The organism is Achromobacter sp. AONIH1 (assembly GCF_002902905.1).
Classification (GTDB): Bacteria; Pseudomonadota; Gammaproteobacteria; order Burkholderiales; family Burkholderiaceae_B; genus Achromobacter.
The window spans coordinates 1,094,727-1,113,106 of sequence record NZ_CP026124.1; the positions used below are offsets into that span (position 1 = coordinate 1,094,727).

At 68.8% G+C, this 18,380-nt stretch carries 19 protein-coding genes; 14 read left to right on the forward strand and 5 right to left on the reverse strand.

Translation table 11 applies throughout. The features are described from left to right. The first annotated feature begins 6 nt into the window (after positions 1-6). The 3 genes from C2U31_RS31160 to C2U31_RS05060 all read left to right on the forward strand — a co-directional run bounded on the left by C2U31_RS31160 (position 7) and on the right by C2U31_RS05060 (position 3,418). Complete coding sequence (locus C2U31_RS31160; RefSeq protein WP_103271838.1) at positions 7-1,506, forward strand: amino acid ABC transporter permease/ATP-binding protein; 1,500 nt, start codon at positions 7-9, stop codon at positions 1,504-1,506. Then, positions 1,487-2,920: an amidase family protein gene (locus C2U31_RS05055; RefSeq protein ID WP_233772651.1), complete on the forward strand. Its 1,434-nt coding sequence runs from the start codon at positions 1,487-1,489 to the stop codon at positions 2,918-2,920. Before C2U31_RS31160 ends, C2U31_RS05055 begins: the two co-directional genes overlap by 20 nt. Before the next feature lie 114 nt (positions 2,921-3,034). Beyond that, a complete protein-coding gene (locus tag C2U31_RS05060; RefSeq protein ID WP_103271839.1) occupies positions 3,035-3,418 on the forward strand; it encodes an ectoine synthase in 384 nt (127 codons plus the stop codon). 108 nt (positions 3,419-3,526) lie between these two features. On the opposite strand, the gene C2U31_RS05065 is transcribed toward C2U31_RS05060, so the two are convergent. The 3 genes from C2U31_RS05065 to C2U31_RS05075 all read right to left on the reverse strand — a co-directional run bounded on the left by C2U31_RS05065 (position 3,527) and on the right by C2U31_RS05075 (position 6,321). Next, positions 3,527-4,222 (reverse strand): GntR family transcriptional regulator, encoded by a 696-nt coding sequence (locus C2U31_RS05065; protein ID WP_103271840.1) that lies wholly within the window; start codon positions 4,220-4,222, stop codon positions 3,527-3,529. 50 nt (positions 4,223-4,272) lie between these two features. After that, a complete protein-coding gene (locus tag C2U31_RS05070; protein WP_103271841.1) occupies positions 4,273-5,118 on the reverse strand; it encodes a DUF1989 domain-containing protein in 846 nt (281 codons plus the stop codon). Positions 5,119-5,394: 276 nt separating this feature from the next. Continuing rightward, positions 5,395-6,321 (reverse strand): LysR family transcriptional regulator, encoded by a 927-nt coding sequence (locus C2U31_RS05075; protein WP_103276260.1) that lies wholly within the window; start codon positions 6,319-6,321, stop codon positions 5,395-5,397. Positions 6,322-6,475: 154 nt separating this feature from the next. Here C2U31_RS05075 and C2U31_RS05080 point away from each other — a divergent pair, with 154 nt between their 5' ends. Both C2U31_RS05080 and C2U31_RS05085 read left to right on the forward strand, forming a co-directional pair. After that, positions 6,476-6,958 carry a VOC family protein gene (locus C2U31_RS05080; protein ID WP_103271842.1) on the forward strand — a complete coding sequence of 161 codons (483 nt, stop codon included), beginning with the start codon at positions 6,476-6,478 and terminating at the stop codon, positions 6,956-6,958. Positions 6,959-6,963: 5 nt separating this feature from the next. Beyond that, positions 6,964-7,665 (forward strand): flavin reductase family protein, encoded by a 702-nt coding sequence (locus C2U31_RS05085; protein WP_103271843.1) that lies wholly within the window; start codon positions 6,964-6,966, stop codon positions 7,663-7,665. Between the two features lie 60 nt (positions 7,666-7,725). Here the strand turns inward: C2U31_RS05085 and C2U31_RS05090 are convergent, their stop codons facing one another. Further along, positions 7,726-8,658 carry a LysR substrate-binding domain-containing protein gene (locus C2U31_RS05090; protein WP_103271844.1) on the reverse strand — a complete coding sequence of 311 codons (933 nt, stop codon included), beginning with the start codon at positions 8,656-8,658 and terminating at the stop codon, positions 7,726-7,728. Between the two features lie 171 nt (positions 8,659-8,829). Between C2U31_RS05090 and C2U31_RS05095 the strand changes: the two genes are divergently transcribed. From C2U31_RS05095 to C2U31_RS05120, 6 genes are all read left to right on the forward strand, one after another. Further along, positions 8,830-9,735, forward strand: coding sequence for an amino acid ABC transporter substrate-binding protein (locus C2U31_RS05095; protein WP_103271845.1), 906 nt, complete (start codon positions 8,830-8,832; stop codon positions 9,733-9,735). Positions 9,736-9,820: 85 nt separating this feature from the next. Beyond that, positions 9,821-10,570, forward strand: coding sequence for an amino acid ABC transporter permease (locus C2U31_RS05100; protein WP_103271846.1), 750 nt, complete (start codon positions 9,821-9,823; stop codon positions 10,568-10,570). A gap of 9 nt (positions 10,571-10,579) precedes the next feature. After that, positions 10,580-11,269, forward strand: coding sequence for an amino acid ABC transporter permease (locus C2U31_RS05105; RefSeq protein WP_103271847.1), 690 nt, complete (start codon positions 10,580-10,582; stop codon positions 11,267-11,269). A 43-nt stretch (positions 11,270-11,312) separates the two neighbouring features. Continuing rightward, positions 11,313-12,047 (forward strand): amino acid ABC transporter ATP-binding protein, encoded by a 735-nt coding sequence (locus C2U31_RS05110; RefSeq protein WP_103271848.1) that lies wholly within the window; start codon positions 11,313-11,315, stop codon positions 12,045-12,047. Between the two features lie 5 nt (positions 12,048-12,052). Next, positions 12,053-13,111 carry a low specificity L-threonine aldolase gene (locus C2U31_RS05115; protein WP_103271849.1) on the forward strand — a complete coding sequence of 353 codons (1,059 nt, stop codon included), beginning with the start codon at positions 12,053-12,055 and terminating at the stop codon, positions 13,109-13,111. A 98-nt stretch (positions 13,112-13,209) separates the two neighbouring features. Then, a complete protein-coding gene (locus tag C2U31_RS05120) occupies positions 13,210-14,115 on the forward strand; it encodes an EamA family transporter (RefSeq protein ID WP_103271850.1) in 906 nt (301 codons plus the stop codon). A 113-nt stretch (positions 14,116-14,228) separates the two neighbouring features. On the opposite strand, the gene C2U31_RS05125 is transcribed toward C2U31_RS05120, so the two are convergent. Further along, the gene (locus tag C2U31_RS05125) at positions 14,229-14,528 is read right to left on the reverse strand and encodes an acylphosphatase (protein ID WP_103271851.1); all 300 of its coding nucleotides are present in this window, start codon (positions 14,526-14,528) and stop codon (positions 14,229-14,231) included. Between the two features lie 225 nt (positions 14,529-14,753). Between C2U31_RS05125 and C2U31_RS05130 the strand changes: the two genes are divergently transcribed. From C2U31_RS05130 to C2U31_RS05140, 3 genes are all read left to right on the forward strand, one after another. Further along, positions 14,754-15,650, forward strand: coding sequence for a phytanoyl-CoA dioxygenase family protein (locus C2U31_RS05130; RefSeq protein WP_103271852.1), 897 nt, complete (start codon positions 14,754-14,756; stop codon positions 15,648-15,650). 350 nt (positions 15,651-16,000) lie between these two features. Beyond that, entirely contained in the window at positions 16,001-17,164 is a 1,164-nt protein-coding gene (locus C2U31_RS05135) for an alpha-hydroxy acid oxidase (protein ID WP_103271853.1), read from the forward strand. A gap of 80 nt (positions 17,165-17,244) precedes the next feature. After that, entirely contained in the window at positions 17,245-18,321 is a 1,077-nt protein-coding gene (locus C2U31_RS05140) for an extracellular solute-binding protein (RefSeq protein WP_369869741.1), read from the forward strand. The last annotated feature ends 59 nt before the right edge of the window (positions 18,322-18,380 follow it).

Genomic DNA, 18,380 nt, shown 5'->3' on the forward strand with positions numbered 1-18,380 from the left:
GCCGACATGCATTTCGATTGGGATTACACGCTGGGCCTGTTGTGGGACCGGGATTTCTGGAGCGCCTGCTGGGTGGTGGTGAAACTCAGCATCGCCACCTGGTGCGTGGGCGTGGCCGCGGGCTTCGTGCTGGCGCTGGGCAAGCAGTCGCGCAATCCGCTGCTGAACAAGGCGGCGGGACTGTACATCTGGTTCTTCCGCAGCCTGCCGCTGCTGGTGCTGCTGGTGTTCATCTACAACCTGCCGCAGGTATTCCCCGCGGCGGGCGCGGTGCTGTCCGATCCTTTCTACGCCGGGCTCACGGCGCTGGTGCTGAGCGAGACCGCCTTCATCGCCGAGATTCATCGTGGCGGCATCCTGGGCGTGCCGCGCGGCCAGATCGAGGCCGGCCGCGCGCTGGGCATCCGCTATGCGGGCATCCAGCGCATGATCGTGATCCCGCAGGCGCTGCGCATCGCGCTGCCGGCGCTGAGCAACGAGTTCATCACCATCGCCAAGCTGACCTCGCTGGTGTCGGTGATCTCGCTGGCCGAGATCCTGCTGGTGGGCCAGCGGCTGTACACGCAGAACTTCCTGGTGTTCGAGACCATGCTGGCGGTGGCGTTCTATTACGTGCTGATCGTCACCATCTTCGACAAGCTGCTGGCCTGGCTCGAATCGCACCTGAACATCCTGCGCCGCACGCCCCGGCCGCTGACGCTGGATCAGCGCACGCGCGACGCGCTGCGCGCCAACTTCGCCCAGCCGCCGGCGGCGCAAGGCGCGGAACAGGCCCTGCAGGTCCAGGGCGCGCGCAAGCGTTTCGGCGACCACGAGGTGCTCAAGGGCATCGACCTGGTGGTCAAGCCGGGCGAGGTCATCAGCATCATTGGTCCGTCGGGCTCGGGCAAGACGTCCTTGATCCGCACCCTGAACGGCCTGGAGTCGCTGGACGGCGGGCGCGTGCTGCTGCATGGCCAGCCCTTCCTGGATTCGGCGCGCGGCTCGACGCCGGGCGCGCGCATCCTGGATATCGGCATGGTGTTCCAGAGCTTCAACCTGTTCCCGCACAAGACCGTGCTGCAGAACGTGATGCTGGCGCCGCAGTACCACCGGCGCGGGGCGTTCGTGGACCTGCGCTGCGAGGCGCTGGCGCTGCTGGACAAGGTCGGCATGCTGGAGCACGCGCACAAGTATCCGCATCAGCTCTCGGGCGGACAGCAGCAGCGCGTGGCCATCGCCCGCGCGCTGGCGATGCGCCCATCGATCATGCTGTTCGACGAGCCCACGTCGGCGCTCGATCCCGAGCTGGTGGCCGAAGTGCTGAAGGTGGTCGAGACGCTGGCGCGCGAGGGCATGACCATGCTCATCGTCACGCACGAAATGAGTTTTGCCTTCAAGGTCTCGGACCGCGTGTTGTTCATGGAAAGCGGCCGGGTGCTGCTGGACGCGCCGCCCGCCGAAGTGCTGGCCAGCGACGACGCCCGCGTCAAGGATTTCCTGAGCCATGTCCATGTCGCAGGCTGACGCGTCCTGTGCAGGCACGCGGGCCGTGCCGAGCGATCTGCACGCCGCCTCGGTCGCGCGCGCCCTGTCGAACGCGGCCGCGCATCCCGAAGCGGCGCGGCTGGCGCTGCTGGCGCGCCGCGATCATGCGGCGTTGGCCGAGGCCCGGGCGCGCGATGCCTTGCTGTGCGCGGGCGTCGCGCCGCCGCCCCTGGCAGGCGCGACGCTGGGCGTGAAAGCCTGCTTCGACGTGGCGGGCTGGGTCACGCATGCCGGTTCGCGCGTGCTGGCCGGCGCGCCGCCGGCCCCGCGCGACGCGGCCATCGTGCAGGCGCTGCGCCATGCCGGCGCGACCCTGCTGGCGCAAAACAACATGACGGAATTCGCCTACGGCGCGCTGGGCCTGAATCGCTGGCATGGCACGCCGCTCACGCCGCTGATGGCCGACGCGCCGCGCGTGGCGGGCGGCTCCAGCAGCGGCGGCGCGGTGGCCGTGGCGCTGGGCATGGCGACGCTGGCGCTGGGGTCGGACACCAGCGGCTCGGCCCGCATCCCGGCGGCCTTCTGCGGCGTGGCGGGCTTCAAGCCCAGCCGTGGACGCTATCCCGATGCCGGCATGGCCTATCTGTCGCCCAGCTTCGACGTGCCGGGCATCCTGGCGCCGGATGCCGCCGCCTGCCTGCGCGTGGATCGTGCCTTGGTGGATGAACCTGAACACGATGGCATGGCGCGCCCGACATCGCACCGGCACGCGTCGGGCGTGACGGACGTGGCGGAGGCCGCAGGCGCCGGTGCAGACGACGACGCGTGGCGCGCAGGCGCTGGCTATCCGGTGCTGGTGCTACCCGAAGACCTGCTGGACGCCTTGGACGCGCCCGTGCGGCAGGCCTTCGAGGCTTGGATGGAACGCATGCGCGCCGCAGGTTTCACGCTGCGGCGCCAGGTCCTGCCCTGCCTTGCGCAAGCCGCCCAGGCCGCGCGCGAAGGCGGCATCATCGCCGCCGAGGCTTACATGCTGCACCGGGAAAGGCTGGCCCGCGGCGGCGAGGACTACGATCCGCGCGTCGGGCCGCGCATGTTGCTGGGCGCGCAGGTGCCGGCGCACGCCTATGCCAGCGCGCTGGCGCGGCTGCGCGAATTGCGCTGGGGCTACCAGCAGGGGCTGGGCGAGGCGGCGGGCGTGCTGACGCCCACCGTGCCCATGCTGCCGCCGGCCATCGCCGGCCTGGAAGCGGACGACGCCTATCTGCAGGCCAATGCGCGCGCCTTCAGCCTGACCGAATTCGCCAATCGTCTCGACCTGCCCAGCGTGTCGCTGCCCGGCGACCTGCGCGCGCGTCGGCCCATCGGCCTGATGCTGACGGGGCGCGGCGGCGATGACCGCCGCGTGCTCAAGCTGGCCGTGGCGATGGAGCGCGTTTTGAACAGACCTTGATTCCGCCCGACGCGAGCGCCCGGCGGCCCGGCACCGGTCCGGCATGCAAGCCCCGCGCCGTGCGTCCATGTCCGACCAGAACATTTCCCTGCCATCCCTTACCCGGAACCCGCCATGATCGTCATACACAGCCAGGACCTCACCGACACCGAACGCCACGCCCGAGGCCCCGGCTGGGAAAGCCGGCGCATGATCGTCAAGCGCGACGGCATCGGCTACTCGGTGCATGAAACCCGCGTCTTCGAGGGCGCCGAGCTGCATCTGCACTACAAGCACCACTACGAGGCCAACTACTGCATGGAAGGCGAAGGCGAGGTGCTGGACGTGGCCACCGGCGAGCGCCACGCGATCCGGCCCGGCACGCTGTACGCGTTGAATCTCAACGATCAGCACGTGCTGCGCGCCACCAAGGGCGACCTGCGGCTGGTGTGCGTGTTCAATCCGCCGCTGAGCGGCACCGAGACGCATCGCGCCGACGGCAGCTACGCCGAAGCCTGAGCAGGATGGACAACGGCGCCCCTCGGGGCGCCGCCATGTCCTTGGACCACTGAGTTCAATCGTTGGGCAGCTTCGGCGCGACCGTCATGCGGTCAAGGCCGTCCCGCCCTACTTCGCCTGCTGGTTCTTCAACCGCGTCAGCACCCCGGTCAGGGTGCGTTCGGAATCGTCCAGATAGGCGGCCATGGCCTCGGCGGCCTCGGCGCGGCGGTTCTTCACCAGCAGGCCGTGGATCAGGCGCTCGCGCTCGATCCAGTCGGCGGTCTGGATCAGGCTTTCATCGATCTCGGACGCGAACACCAGGCGCAGCTGCGCACAGAGCGTCAGGAAGTACTCGTTCAGCAGCCGGCTGCCCAGCTGCGCCACGATGTGCTGGTGCACCTGCAGGCTCAGGGTGCCGACGTTGCGCCAGTTGCGCTTGGCCAGCGCGCGGTCGGCGGCGTCGATGGTGGTCAGCATCTTGTCCAGCAGCGCGGGCTGCAGCGGCAGGTCGCCGCTGATGGCCTGCATTTCCAGCGCGCGGCGCGCGGCGTAGATCTCGCGCAGGTCCTTGCGCTCCATGCGGCGCACGATCACGCCCTTGTGGCGCACGAAGGTGGCCAGGCCTTCGCGGCCCAGCTGGTGCAGCACTTCGCGGATGGTGTTGCGTGACGCGCCATAGGCGGCGGCCAGGTCGACTTCGACCAGCTGCGTGCCCGGCGGCAGCTTGCCGCCCATGATGTCGTCGCGCAGCTGGTGGCTGATGCGTTCCGCGATCGAGATCCCGCTGTCGCCGCTGGGGCGCTGGCCGCGTTCGGCAGGCATGTTGCTTGGCTCCTCTGGCCGGGCGCCGCTGTGCGCGGCGCCCGCTGTCGTTATTTCCACTCGACCTTTTCGGGATGCAGGCCGTGGACGCCCTTATACGGTGAAACTCCGGGCGATGTCCAGCCTTGCAGCAGCGCCGGATCCAGCGCGTAGACCTCGACGCCCAGCGGCCGGCACACGTCGATGGGATCGCGCGCCTCGGGGCCCCACATCGGCACCGACAGGTCGCCGCCGGGGCAGGTGGACAGCGCGCACAGCAGGTCGATCTCGGCGAACATCTCCAGGTAGTCGCCGGGCTGGGCCGGGCAGGCCTTCATGAAGTACTTGTCGTCGTCGTTCAGGCCGGTGACCTGGAACACGTTGAGCACGTCGTGCACGTCCAGCTCGGTCAGGCCGTGCGGCGCCACCGCGCGCGTCAGGTTCGAGTGGCAGTGGAAGTGGAAGTCCTCGCCGGTCAGCAGCTTGTTCACGTAGGGGTCGCAGCGCGTGCCCAGCAGGTCGTGCACGCGGCCGCCGTCACTGTCGACGCCGTAGCTGGCCAGCGTGTCCTCGGTGATGGTGGCCATGGGGCGCAGGTAGGGCAGCGTGGACCAGAGCCGGTCGTGGGTGCTGACGTGGGCCTGCTGCAACTGGCGCGTGCGCGAGGCCCACATGCGTTCGCGCGGGTTGTGCAGGTTCCACATGTTGAAGTCCGCCACCTGCGGGCCTTCCAGCGTGACGATGCGGAACACGTGGCCGGCCGGCACCTTCCAGGCGAAGCCGCTGCGGATCGGCACCACGTGCGATTCGACCAGCTGGCGCTGCGCCGGATCGGCGATCAGGGAACGGTAGAACGCCTTGTCCACGTTCAGGATGGAGCCTTTGCTCACCTGATATGCGGCGGGGTAATTCGACATGGCCTGCCTCCTGTGTACCCGGCCGGGCCGGCCAGGATTGTTGAACAATTTTCGAGGCAGTATACAGGAGCGGCGCGAAGTTGGAAGAGGGATTTGTGCGCGGCGGAAGGGCGTTTTCGAGCCGTGCGCGTGGCGGCGGGCGGCGTTCGCGGGCGCGATTTGAATGGGGAAGGTGATGGCCGCGCGCCGTGGCCGGTCGTCGCGGCGGACGGGGCGGGCGCCAGCGCGCCTGGCAGGCGGCCGAGGCTGAGGGGCGTCAGCCTCGCGGACGCGTCTTCAAAGCGCGGCGTCCGCCGCTTCTGAGGCGTCGCTGCAGACCTGCTTGATGGTCTGCCGCAGCCAGCGGTGCGCCGGGTCGCTGTCCAGCCGTGGCGGCCAGGCCTGCACCACCGTGACGGCGGGCATGTCGATGGGTACGTCGAAGGCGCGCAGGTCCAGGCCCAGGCGCTTGACGCCGGGCAGCAGGTGGCCGGGCATGGCGGGCAGAATCAGGTCGGAGTCGGCCAGCGCGAAGATGGCCGCGTAGAACGTGGGCGTGATCAGCGCGACGTGGCGGCTCAGCCCCTGCTCGGCCAGCGCCTCGTCGATCGGGCCGTGGCTGCGGCCGCGCCGCGACACGCCGATGTGTTCGTAGGCGGCGAAGCGGCGCGGCGTGACGGCGCCGTGGAAGATCGCGTGCCCGCTGCGGGCCAGGCCGTGGAAGTTCGTCGTGAACAGCGTCTGCACCTTGATGTCGGCGCCGAACTTCTGCACGGAGCCGATGTACAGGTCGGCGTCGTCGTCCAGCGCGCCCGAATCGTGCTCGCCTTCCGAGACGAAGCGCAGCGTGGTGCGCGGGGCATAGCGGCGCAGGTGCTCGCGCAGCCGGCCGCCGAAGCCGCCGACGAAGACATCGTTGGCGCGCAGTGTGAAGATGCGTTCCAGCGTGGCCAGGTTCACGTCCTGGCCGAAGGCGCCCAGCACGGCCTGTGCCTGTTCAACCACGTTGCGCACTTGTTCGCGCAGGGCCAGCGCGCGCGGCGTGGGCGCCAGCCCGCGTCCGGAGCGCACCAGCACCGGGTCGCCCACCGCTTCGCGAATGCGAGCCAGGCTGCGGCTCATGGCGGGCGTGCTGAGGTTGAGCCGGCGCGCGGCGCCGACGACGCTGCCTTCCTGGATCAGGACGTCCAGGGTGACGAGCAGGTTGAGGTCCAGCGGTTTCATGCGCGCAAGCATACCGCGCTGGCATGGATACGACCGTTCCGATTCATGCAATCGTCGATTTACCGGAACGGCATTCCCCGCAGGCAAATGCGAGCCCAACATTTGCGCCTGGTCGGCGCATGGGCGCCCGCTCTATAAGAGGAAGGAGAGAGATATGGCGCTGGAAGTGCTGGAACTGCACCATCATGCGGTGCGCATGCCCCTGGGCAAGGTCGAGGCGATGGGCGCGTTCTATGGCGATGTGCTGGGCCTGGATACGGACCAGGGCCGCTGGCAGATCCCCGGCATCGCGGGCTATTTCCTGGACATGGGCAATGACTGTCAGATCCATCTGCTGGGCAGCGATGGTCCGTCGCCTTATTCCCAGGGCCCGGGCCGCGACCCGGTGGAAAACCACGTGGCGCTGGCGGTGCGCGACATCGCCGCGTCCGAGCAGGAGCTGCGGCGCCTGGGCGTGGACTACTGGAAGCTGGACAACGTGGCCGCGCCCGAGCTGATGCAGCTGTTCCTGCGCGATCCGGTCGGCAACCTGATCGAGCTGCACCAGATCGGCCGTTGCCGCTGCAAGCGCAGCGACCGCGCCTTCGCCGACGCCAAGGCCGCCACCGGCGCCACGCCGACCGAGGGCAAGGGCTGATCGACATGTTCATTGATCTGGAAGCGCTGCCGGGGCCGGCGCGCTACAAGCTGCTGACCGGGGCCATCGTGCCGCGCCCCATCGCCTGGATCGTGTCGCGCGATGCGCGCGGCACGACCAATGTGGCGCCCTTCTCCTTCTTCAACCTGATGTCCGGCGATCCGCCGCTGATCTGCGTGGGCATCGGCGTGCGCGACGGCGCGCCGAAGGACACGGCGCGCAATATCGCGGAACGCGGCGAATTCACGGTCAACCTGGTGTCGTCCGCGCTGGCCTCGCGCATGAATGTGACGGCGGTGGATTTCCCGCACGGCGTGGACGAGGCGCAGGAAGCCGGGCTGCTGCTGGCGCCCGGCGAGCGCGTCTCGGTGCCCCGGGTGGCGCAGTCGCCGGTGTCGTTCGAATGCCGGCTGCACCAGTTGCTGCGCATCGACGGACGCAGCCTGGTGATCGCCGAGGTGGCCGCCATGCACGCCCGCGATGATGTGGTGTCCGACCCGGAACGCCTGTACCTGGACGGCTCGCGCATGGACCTGCTGGCCCGGCTGCACAATCCGGGCTGGTACTGCCGCCCGCAGGCCGACTTCCAGATGCCGCAGCTGACGCGCGCGCAATGGGACGAGATCAAGCGGGACGGCCGCGCAGAGGAATACCTGGAACATAATCCGCTGGCGCCGCGACCGGCGGCGCTGTCCGAGGCCGGCTGAGGCCGCGCATTCGATCCCGGGCCGGCCGCGTGTTGCGGGCCGGCGCCGGCAGCAGCCCGCTCAACGCCCTGGCCGCGCCTTCAGATCCCCCATTTCCTCGTGCATCAGCTGATGCGCATACCGCGAGAACACGCTGACCAGCCGGGTGCGGGTGTGGTACGGCGGATAGAGCAGCGCCACCGTCACCGCCACCGCCGGGGTGAAGGGGCGCACCTCCACGCCGTTGGCCTCGTATTCCTCGTGGGCGGCCAGCGGGTTGATCAGGGCCACGCCCAGCCCCGCGCCCACCAGTGCGCAGACCGATGAGCCCAGGCTGGCCTCGGCCACCGTCTGGCGCTCGACCTTGGCGGCCTTGAACACCGCGTCGATGCGTTCGCGCAGCGGCGTGCTGCTGGGAAAGGAAATGAAGGGCTCGCCGGCGAAGTCGGCGGGCTTGAGCTTCTTCAGCTTGGTCAGCCGGTGCCCCTTGGGCAGCACCGCCACGCAATTCATGGTCATGACCGGTTCGACCTGGATGCCGGGCGCCTCGCCCGACAGCATCGCCAGCCCGGTGTCGCAGAAGCCCGAGCTGATCCAGTTGTGCACGGCGCTGGCGCTGCCCGAATGGATGGACACCATCACATCCGGGTACTCGGTCTTGAAGGCGGCCACGATGCGGGCCAGCAGCCCGCCGGCCAGGCGCGGCATGGCCGCCACGCTCAGGCGGCTGGCGCTGAACGAGCGGATGCTGGCGGCGGCGGACTCCAGGCCGGCCAGTCCGATGAAGGTTTTTTCCACCTCTTGAAAGAAGCGCGACCCGTCCTGGGTCGGCGTCAGCCGGCTGCCGTTGCGGTCGAACAAGGGAAACTGGGTGATCGCTTCCAATTGCGCGATTAAGCGGCTAACGTGCGGCTGCGAGGTGTGGACCCGCCGCGCGGCGGCAGTCATGGAGCCGGTCATCATGACGGCTCGGAATGCCTCGATGTGTCGCAAGCCCATTCGTGGAATGGCCATATCAAATCCGTATAGAGGAATACCCGATTGGAACTGGATAAAACCATAACGCTAGTTGATACTTTTCGCCAGCCGCGGGGCTCATCGCGGGACGAGGCGGTTGCCGGCGGGTGCGGTGCCGCTGATCGGAATCATATGCAAGCGCCGGTGCTCCGGCGCCAAGGGAATAAGATGAAAGCTTTTGCCGCGCTCTCCATCGCCGCGCTGTCGGCCGCCGCCACCGCCCACGCCGAAGGCCCCAGCCGGCTGGACAAGATCCGTGAAACCGGCGTGATCACGCTGGGCCATCCGGAAACCTCGGTCCCCTTCGCCTACCTGGACGGCAACCAGAAGCCGATCGGCTACACGGTGGAAATCTGCCAGCAGGTCGCCCAGTACGTGAAGGAAGCGCTCAAGCTGCCCAAGCTGGAAGTGCGCTACAACCCGACCACCTCGGCCACCCGGATCCCGCTGCTGGCCAACGGCACCATCGACCTGGAATGCGGCAACACCACCAATAAGGAAGACCGGCACAAGTTCGTCTCCTTCGCCCCGACCACCTTCCTGGCCCAGGTCGTGGTGGTGGCGCGCAAGGACGGCGGCGTCGACCCGAACAACCTGGCCACCTTCAAGGGCAAGTCGATCGCGGCGCAGGCCGGCGGCCAGACGTTCAAGCTGGCATCCCAATTGAACGCGCAGGGCAACCTGGGCATCACCATCGTGCCGGCCAAGGACACCGGCGAGACCTTCCTGATGGTCGAATCCGGCCGCGTCGCGGGCACGATGAACGACGACGGCCTGGCCTACGGCTCGGTGGCCTCGTCCAAGGATCCCTCCGCCTTCGTGATCGGCACCAAGGGCTATGAGCTGGCGCCCTACGGCATCATGCAGCCCAAGGACGACCCGGCCTTCAAGAAGGTGGTGGACGGCGCCGTGCTGGACATGATCAAGAACGGCAAGGTCGCGGCGCTGTACGAGAAGTACTTCAATTCGCCGATCCCGCCCAAGCAGATCAACCTCAAGTACCCCATGAGCGACGCCTTCAAGCGCGCGCTCGCCAACCCGACCGATTCGGGCGACCCCAAGGCCTACGAGTAAGCGGCTGAGGCGCCGCGCGGCCGCGACGGCCGCGCGGCGGCAATGGGGTCTGGCGCCGCCCGGCGCCGAAACTTGAGGCGGATTCATGAATTACAACTGGAGCTGGAGCGTATTCCTGGACATGTCGCCGGACGGCGTGCATACCTTCCTGGAAACGCTGCTGATCGGCGTGGGGTGGACGCTGGCGCTGTCCCTGATCGCCTGGGTCTTCTCGCTGCTGCTGGGCTCCTGCCTGGGCGTGATGCGCACGGCAAGCTCGCGCGCCCTGAACTTCGCCGGCGCGGCCTATGTCGAGGTGTTCCGCAACATCCCGCTGCTGGTGCAGATGTTCCTCTGGTATTTCGTGCTGCCCGAGCTGTTGCCGCATGCCTGGGGCGTGGCCATGAAGCAGATGCCGCAGCCCTGGGGCCAGTTCCTGCCGGCGGTGCTGTGCCTGGGTTTCTATGGATCGTCGCGCGTGGCCGAGCAGGTGCGCGCGGGCATCCAGTCGCTGCCGCGCGGCCAGCTCCAGGCCGGCATCGCGCAGGGGCTGACCGAGGCGCAGGTGTACCGCTACATCATCCTGCCGCAGGCCTACCGCATCGTGCTGCCTCCGCTGACGTCCGAGTTCATGGGCACGATCAAGTATTCGTCGGTGGCGCTGACCATCGGCCTGCTGGAGCTGACCGGCCAGGCGCGCTCGATGCAGGAATTCAGCTTTCACATCTTCGAGGCGTTCTCGGCCGCGACCGCGGTCTACCTGATTCTGAACGGCGTGGTGGTGCTGGGCATGCGCATGCTCGAGCGCCGCGTGGCCATCCCCGGGCTGATCGGCCCGGCGGGCAAGAGTCGCTAGGGGCGCGCCGTGGGTAAATTCGATTTCGACGCCATCGCCAGCGCCCTTCCCTATCTGTTCAAGACGGGAATGACGTTCACGCTGACGCTGACCTTGCTGGCCGCCGTGATGGGGCTGGCGCTGGGCACGCTGCTGGCCATGATGCGGCTGTCGCGCTTCAAACTGCTGTCGGTGCCGGCCGGCATCTACGTGAACGTGATGCGCTCCATCCCGTTGCTGCTGGTCATCTTCTGGTTCTATTTCCTGGTGCCCTACATGGCCGCCTGGGCGCTGGGCTCGCCCACGCCGGTGCGCGTGGGCGCGTTCAATTCGGCGGTGATCACCTTCACCCTGTTCGAGGCCGCCTACTTCTGCGAAATCATGCGGGCCGGCATCCAGTCGATCTCGCGCGGGCAGGTCTCGGCCGGCCTGGCGCTGGGATTGAGCCCGTGGCAGGGCATGCGCTACGTGGTGCTGCCGCAGGCCTTTCGCAACATGATCCCGGCGCTGCTCACGCGCGTCATCATCCTGTTCCAGGATACGTCGCTGGTGTATGTGCTGTCGCTGACGGACTTCCTGGGCGCGGCCTCCAAGATCGGCCAGCGCGACGGCCGGCTGGTGGAGCTCTATCTGTTCGTGGCGCTGGTGTATTTCCTGATCTGCTTCACCGCCTCGCGGCTGGTCAAGCGGCTGGAAAAGCGCGCCCGCGTGCTGCGCTAGCTTATCCACAGGTGCAACGATGCAAGCCTCTCCGAATCCTCCGATGATAGAAATCAAGCAGGTCAGCAAGTGGTATGGATCCTTCCAGGTGCTGGATGCCTGCACCACCGCCGTGGCCAAGGGCGAAGTGGTGGTGGTCTGCGGACCGTCCGGCTCGGGCAAGTCCACGCTGATCAAGACCGTCAACGCGCTGGAACCCTTCCAGCAGGGCGAGATCATCGTCAACGGCACCTCCGTGGGCGATCCGCGCACCAACCTGCCCAAGCTGCGTTCCGTGGCCGGCATGGTGTTCCAGCATTTCGAGCTGTTCCCGCACCTGAGCGTGACCGAGAACCTGTGCCTGGGCCAGGTCAAGGTGCTGGGCCGCGGCCGCGACGAGGCGCGCCAGCGCGCGCTGGCGCTGCTGGAGCGCGTGGGCCTGTCGGCGCACAAGGACAAGCATCCCGGCGAGTTGTCCGGCGGCCAGCAGCAGCGCGTGGCGATCGCGCGCGCGCTGTCGATGGATCCGGTGGTCATGCTGTTCGACGAGCCGACCTCGGCGCTGGACCCCGAGATGGTCAACGAGGTGCTGGACGTGATGACGGACCTGGCCGGCGAAGGCATGACCATGATGGTGGTGACCCATGAAATGGGATTCGCCCGCCGCGTCGCCGACCGCGTCATCTTCATGGACGGCGGCAAGATCGTCGAGGACTGCCCGAAAGAGCAGTTCTTCGGCAATGTCGAGGAGCGTGCGCCGCGCACGCGTCAGTTTCTTTCCAAAATTCTCCAGCACTGAAAGTCATGACCGAGCAAACCTTCGCCCCACGCCCCGCCAACGCCGTCGACCTGCGCAGCGATACCGTCACCCTGCCCACCGAGGCCATGTACGAGCGCATGCGCGGCGCGCCGATCGGCGATGACGCGCTGGATGGCGATCCCACCGTGCGCGAGCTGGAAGCCTACGTCGCGGCGCAGCTGGGCAAGCAGGCCGGGCTGTTCGTGCCCAGCTGCACCATGGCCAACCTGCTGGCCGTGCTGGCGCAGACGCAGCGCAATGAGCAGGTCATCCTGGAGTCCACCGCGCACATGTACACCTCCGAGCGCGGCGCGGCCACCTTCACCGGCGTGTTCTATCACTGTGTGCCGGGCGCGGACGGCGCCATGGACTTGAACCGGCTCGAAGAGGCGCTGCTGACCGAAGGGATGCGCCTGAAGACCTCGCTGGTGGCGATGGAGACCACGCACAACAACGCCGGCGGCACCGTGCTGCCGCTGGACCACATGCGGTCGGTGTACGGCATGGCCAACAGCCGCGGCATCTCGGTGCACCTGGACGGGGCGCGCATGTACAACGCCGCCGTGGCGCTGGGCGTCACGCCGCTGGACATCGCGCAGCACGCCGACACTGTGTCGCTGTGCCTGTCCAAGGGCCTGAGCGCGCCGGTCGGCGCGGTGCTGGCCGGGCCGCGCCCGCTACTCGCCAAGGCCCGCACGCTGCGCCGCATGCTGGGCGGCGCGCAGCGCCAGGCCGGCATCATGGGCGCGGCCGGACTGGAGGCCGTGCAGACCATGGGCGGCCGGCTGGCCGAGGATCACGCCACCGCCGCGCGGCTGAGCGAGGGACTGAACCGCCTGCACCCGCGCCTGTCGGCCACCGTGCCGCAGACCAATATCGTGCAGGTCGAGACCGCCGACTCCGGCATGGGCAACGCGCAGTGGGTCCAGGCCCTGGCGGCCGAGGGCGTGCTGACCCGCCCCTGGGGCGTGACGCGGCTGCGCTGCGTGACCCATCGCCACATCGGCGCGGCCGACATCGACCGCGCCGTGCAAGCCTTCGGCCGGGTGCTGCAGGCCAGCTGAACCGGCTCTTCCCGGAGCCGCTTGCGGCCTGGGTTGCGACGCGGATTTCCTCGTCGATTGCATCGCCTGCCGACACGCGGGCGATGCGATAATGCCGCATGTCTCCCCCCTCCCTCACCCGCAAGGATTACCTCTGCGCGCTCGCCGTGGTGGTGATCTGGGGCCTGAATTTCGTCGTCATGAAAACGGGCCTCAAGGGCCTGTCGCCGATGATGCTCGGCGCGCTGCGCTTCGCGCTGGCGGCCTTTCCCCTGATCCTGTTCGTGCGTCCGCCCAGGCTGCCCTGGCGCTGGATCGCGGCTTATGGCCTGGCGCAGGGCCTGGGCCAGTTCGGGCTGCTGTTCGTGGCGCTGCAGGCCGGCATGCCCGCCGGCATGGCCTCGCTGGTGATCCAGACGCAGGCCTTCTTCACGCTGCTGCTGGCCGCTCCGCTGCTGCGCGAACGCGCGCGCCGGCATCACTGGATCGGGTTGGGCGTGGCCGCGCTGGGCCTGGCCGTGATCGCGCTGGGCCGTGGCGACGGACCGGGCCAGATGACCATGATCGGTTTCGTCCTGACGCTGGGCGCGGCCTTCATGTGGGCGGTGTCGAACATCATCGTGCGTCTGGCCAGCAACCGTGCGCCCGGCTACGACCCCTTCGCGTTCATCGCCTGGAGCAGCCTGGCGCCGGTGCTGCCCTTCCTGCTGCTGGCGGTGCTGATCGACGGCTGGGAGCCGGTGCTGGGCATGCTCGCCGGCATGGGCTGGGGCGAGGCGCTGTCGGTGCTGTACCTGGCGGTGCTGGCGACGCTGGTGGCCTATACGCTGTGGACGCGCCTGCTGACGCGCCATCCGGCCGCGAAGATCGCGCCGTTCTCGCTGCTGGTGCCGGTGGTGGGTCTGTCGGCGGCGGCCGCCGCCTATGGCGAGGCGCTGATGCCGCTGCAATGGCTGGGCGCCGCCGGGGTGCTGGCGGGCCTGATCGTCAACCAGCTTGGCGGGCGCTGGATCCGCGGCCGCTGATCAGGTCGCGCGCCTGCCGGCGCGCCGGCCATGCTGACAATTCCCTGTCCGCGCCCGTGCCGCGTGGGCCCATCCACCGCCGGGACTAAGCCGCCCGGCGTGGCGGCGCGGTCCTACAGCTGCTCGAAGCGGATGTAGCGCTTGTCGGTGTACTCCCGGCGCGTGACGATCTCGGCCACCCAGGCGCCCGGCGGGCCGCGCCGCAGCCATTCCAGCATGTGGTCGACCTGGTCGGGCGTGCCCTGCACCAGGGCCTCGACCGTGCCGTCCTCCATGTTCTGCACCCAGCCGCGCGCGCCCAGCAGATGGGCGCGCCGGACCGTGGCATGGCGGTAGCCGACGCCCTGCACCTTGCCGCTGACGGTGACGTGGACGGTTTCCAGATGGGTGTCCGGGTGATGGGGGTCTTGCATGTTTCTTCCTTCAGATGATGCGTCGCAACAGCGCCGGCCCGTCGCCGCTAGGGGCTAATGCGGATGGTCTATGGGCCGCCGGGCATCGAAGCGATACGTTAGTGCATGTGTCAAGCATATGGCGCGCCGCCCCGGCCTGGGCCAGGCCGCGTCGGCGCGCCCGCCTTGGATATCGATGCAGGAACCCCCGCATACCCATTCGTGAACGAGCTTGGAGAGGCCATTATGGAAGAGACCAGTCTGTTGTCGGAAGCAGAGACAGCGCGTTACCGAGAGCAGGGCTACCTGGCCCTGGACGGCATCTGCCCGCAGGACGAAGTGGGCTACATACGCGCCACGCTGATGGACATGTTCGAGAACAGGACGGGCTACAACGAGGGCGCGCAGTACGACTTCATCAGCCGGGACGATCCTTCCAGGCCGGCGCGGTTTCCCAGCCTGCACGATCCGCGCCATTATGCCCCCGACCTGCTGAAGACGACGTACCACGCCCGCACCCTGGCGATGGCGCGCCAGCTGCTGGGGCCGGACGCGGCGCTGTATGGCGAGCACGCGCTGCTCAAGCCGGGCGGGGGCGGGCCCGAGACGCCCTGGCACCAGGACGAGGCCTTCCGCTCGCCCGACTTCGTCTACAAGGAGCTGAGCATCTGGCTGGCGCTGCAGCCGGCCACGCTGGAGAACGGCTGCATGCAGTTCATCCCCGGGTCCAACAAATGGGACGTGCTGGAGCATCGCTCGCCCGGCGGCGACAAGCATCTGCACCCGCTGGAATGCTGCGGCGACTTCGCCCGCGATCTGGCCGTGGCCGAGCCGCTGGCGCCGGGCGGCTGCACGGTGCACGACGCGCGCACACTGCATCACACCGGCGCCAACACCTCCGACGCGCCCAGGCTGGCCTACATCCTGATCTACAACACGCCGCCCGTGTACAAGCCGGGACGCCGCGAGTTCCCGTGGCTGGAAGGCCGCTGGACCGACAGCCAGACGCGCAAGAAGGAATGGCATCGCCGCGGCGGCCTGGCGGTGGACCTGGTGCGGCGCCTGCCGGCCATCCGCCTGACCAGTCCGCGCTGGCTGGCCTGGGCCACCATCCGCGCGGTCAACAAGGTCTGGCCGCGCTGACGCGGTCCGGCGCGCCGGCCGGCCCGGCGCCGGGCAGCTCGACGCCCGGCCGCCCGAAGCCTCGTATGTGCGTCGTCCGCATGCACGGCGCCTCGCGGAATCCGTGAAAAAGCAGCGCCGGCGGGCCTCGCCCGCCGGCACCGGCGCGTATACTGGGCGGCGCCGCCGGGCCGCAGGGCCTTGCTGCACTGCAAGGCCGCCCGCCGCCGGCGGCCCCATTCTTCCAAGAAAAACCAAGGACGCCATGCGATCGGGCCCTTCCCGATGTTCCGCCTCTGCCCGCGCCATGCCGCGCGGCGCGCGCGCATGCGCCGGTTCCGCCGCGCGTCCCGCACTCTACAGACCCAGCCATGACCGCTAAGCTCTCAACGATCACCTGCATCGAAGATTTGCGCGTAGTCGCGAAACGCCGCGTGCCGCGCATGTTCTACGACTACGCCGATTCGGGCGCCTGGACCGAGGGCACCTACCGCGCCAACGAGAGCGATTTCCAGAAGATCAAGCTGCGCCAGCGCGTGGCGGTGAACATGGAAGGACGCTCGCTGCGCACCACGCTGGCCGGCCATGACGTGGCCATGCCGCTGGCCATCGCGCCGACCGGCCTGACCGGCATGCAGCACGCCGACGGCGAGATCCTGGCGGCCAAGGCCGCCGCCGAATTCGGCGTGCCCTTCACGCTGTCCACCATGAGCATCTGCTCGCTGGAAGACGTGGCCGCCGCCACCGGCAAGCCGTTCTGGTTCCAGCTGTACGTGATGCGCGACCGCGAATTCGTCGGCAACCTGATCGACCGCGCCAAGGCCGCCGGCTGCTCGGCGCTGGTGCTGACGCTGGACCTGCAGATCCTGGGTCAGCGCCACAAGGACATCAAGAACGGCCTGTCCACCCCGCCCAAGCCCACGCTGCGCAACCTGATCAACCTGGCGACCAAGCCGCGCTGGTGCATGGGCATGCTGGGCACCAAGCGCCGCACCTTCGGCAACATCGTCGGCCACGCCAAGGGCGTGAGCGACCTGTCCTCGCTGTCCTCCTGGACCGCCGAGCAGTTCGACCCGCGCCTGAGCTGGGACGACGTCGAGTGGATCAAGCAGCGCTGGGGCGGCAAGCTCATCCTCAAGGGCATCCTGGACGTCGAGGACGCCCAGCTGGCCGCCAACAGCGGCGCCGACGCGCTCATCGTCAGCAACCACGGCGGCCGCCAGCTCGACGGCGCCATGTCCTCGATCGCGGCGGTGCCGTCCATCGCCGACGCGGTGGGCTCGAAGATCGAAGTCTGGATGGACGGCGGCGTGCGCTCCGGCCAGGACATCCTCAAGGCCGTGGCGCTGGGCGCGCGCGGCGCCATGATCGGCCGCGCCTTCCTCTACGGCCTGGGCGCCTACGGCCAGGACGGCGTGCGCCGCGTGCTGGAGATCCTTTACAAGGAAATGGACACCACCATGGCCCTGTGCGGCCGCCGCTCGATCGTGCCGGGCGACCGCAGCATCCTGCTGCCGGGCACCTATCCGGTCTGAGGCAGGCCGGGCCCGTCTTTCAGTCGTCGCATTCCCGGCAGTATGCTCCAGCTTCCAGGCAGACCCACTCCGGAGTCACGATGATGAGCAAGAAGCAAGGCGGCCCCGTCCGCCTGGGCAAGGCGTTGCGGCTGCTGGCCGGCGCGGCCATGGCCGTCCTGCTCCCGGCAGTCGCCCCGGCCCAGCAGAAGACGCTGTACGTGGGCATGAATGGCGGCGGCATGGCCGAAGCCTATGCGAAGCACGTGTTTCCGGATTTCGAGCGCGCCCAGGGCGTGCGGATCGAAGTGGTGCCGGGCACGTCGGCCGAGGTGCTGGCCCGCGCCCAGGCGCAGAAGGGCAAGCCCGGCATGCACCTGATGTTCCTGGACGACGGCGTCATGGTGCGGGCCGTCGCCGCCGGCCTGTGCCAGCCGCTCAGGGACGATCCTGTGCTGCGCGAGCTGTACCCCACCGCCGTCCGGCGCGACCGCAAGGCGGTGGGCCTGAACGTCGGCATGACCGGGCTGGGCTACAACACCCGCCTGTTCGCCCGGCAGGGCTGGGCGCCGCCCACGTCCTGGATGGACCTGGCCGACCCCCGGTACAAGGGCAAGGTGGTGATGCAGTCCGCCGCCGCCAGCACCTTCGGCCTGCACGCTTTCCTCATGTTCAACCGCATCCAGGGCGGCACCGATGCAGACACCAATCCCGGCTTTCGCGCCTGGCCCGGCTCGGTCGGCGCCAATGTGCGGGAATACCTGCCTGACTCGGCCCGGCTGGGCGAGCTGATCGAGGCCGACGAGGCCGCGCTGTTTCCGCTGTCCCCCACCGCCGTCATGCGCCTGAAACGCATGGGCGTGCCGGTGGAGTATGCCGCGCCCAAGGAGGGCTCCGCGGTGCTGATGGTGGCCGAGTGCGTGGTGGCCCGCAATAGCGAGCCTGAACTGTCGCAGCAACTGGCGCTGTACCTGCTGTCGGTGCAGGCGCAGGTCAAGGCGCTGGAGACGGGCAGCTTGTTTCCGTCGAACAAGAATGTCTCGCCGCCGCCCGACCACGTCGTGTCGTTCAAGCGCTTTCAGGGCTATATGACCAACGCCAAGATCGTGAACTGGGAGCGCATCAACGCCGATCGTCCCGCGTTCAACGCGCGCTGGAACAAGATGATCGTCCGCTAGCGCGCCGGCAATCCTCGCGGCGCTTCCGTGCCGGAGGGCTGCCGCGTTCCGGCGCCTGG

Bases quoted from the DNA above. Each gene is read 5' to 3' on its own strand.
- C2U31_RS31160 (WP_103271838.1), top strand. From the start codon at position 7: ATGCATTTCGATTGGGATTACACGCTGGGCCTGTTGTGGGACCGGGAT.
- C2U31_RS05055 (WP_233772651.1), top strand. From the start codon at position 1,487: ATGTCCATGTCGCAGGCTGACGCGTCCTGTGCAGGCACGCGGGCCGTG.
- C2U31_RS05060 (WP_103271839.1), top strand. From the start codon at position 3,035: ATGATCGTCATACACAGCCAGGACCTCACCGACACCGAACGCCACGCC.
- C2U31_RS05065 (WP_103271840.1), bottom strand. From the start codon at position 4,222: ATGCCTGCCGAACGCGGCCAGCGCCCCAGCGGCGACAGCGGGATCTCG.
- C2U31_RS05070 (WP_103271841.1), bottom strand. From the start codon at position 5,118: ATGTCGAATTACCCCGCCGCATATCAGGTGAGCAAAGGCTCCATCCTG.
- C2U31_RS05075 (WP_103276260.1), bottom strand. From the start codon at position 6,321: ATGAAACCGCTGGACCTCAACCTGCTCGTCACCCTGGACGTCCTGATC.
- C2U31_RS05080 (WP_103271842.1), top strand. From the start codon at position 6,476: ATGGCGCTGGAAGTGCTGGAACTGCACCATCATGCGGTGCGCATGCCC.
- C2U31_RS05085 (WP_103271843.1), top strand. From the start codon at position 6,964: ATGTTCATTGATCTGGAAGCGCTGCCGGGGCCGGCGCGCTACAAGCTG.
- C2U31_RS05090 (WP_103271844.1), bottom strand. From the start codon at position 8,658: ATGGCCATTCCACGAATGGGCTTGCGACACATCGAGGCATTCCGAGCC.
- C2U31_RS05095 (WP_103271845.1), top strand. From the start codon at position 8,830: ATGAAAGCTTTTGCCGCGCTCTCCATCGCCGCGCTGTCGGCCGCCGCC.
- C2U31_RS05100 (WP_103271846.1), top strand. From the start codon at position 9,821: ATGAATTACAACTGGAGCTGGAGCGTATTCCTGGACATGTCGCCGGAC.
- C2U31_RS05110 (WP_103271848.1), top strand. From the start codon at position 11,313: ATGATAGAAATCAAGCAGGTCAGCAAGTGGTATGGATCCTTCCAGGTG.
- C2U31_RS05115 (WP_103271849.1), top strand. From the start codon at position 12,053: ATGACCGAGCAAACCTTCGCCCCACGCCCCGCCAACGCCGTCGACCTG.
- C2U31_RS05120 (WP_103271850.1), top strand. From the start codon at position 13,210: ATGTCTCCCCCCTCCCTCACCCGCAAGGATTACCTCTGCGCGCTCGCC.
- C2U31_RS05125 (WP_103271851.1), bottom strand. From the start codon at position 14,528: ATGCAAGACCCCCATCACCCGGACACCCATCTGGAAACCGTCCACGTC.
- C2U31_RS05130 (WP_103271852.1), top strand. From the start codon at position 14,754: ATGGAAGAGACCAGTCTGTTGTCGGAAGCAGAGACAGCGCGTTACCGA.
- C2U31_RS05135 (WP_103271853.1), top strand. From the start codon at position 16,001: ATGACCGCTAAGCTCTCAACGATCACCTGCATCGAAGATTTGCGCGTA.
- C2U31_RS05140 (WP_369869741.1), top strand. From the start codon at position 17,245: ATGATGAGCAAGAAGCAAGGCGGCCCCGTCCGCCTGGGCAAGGCGTTG.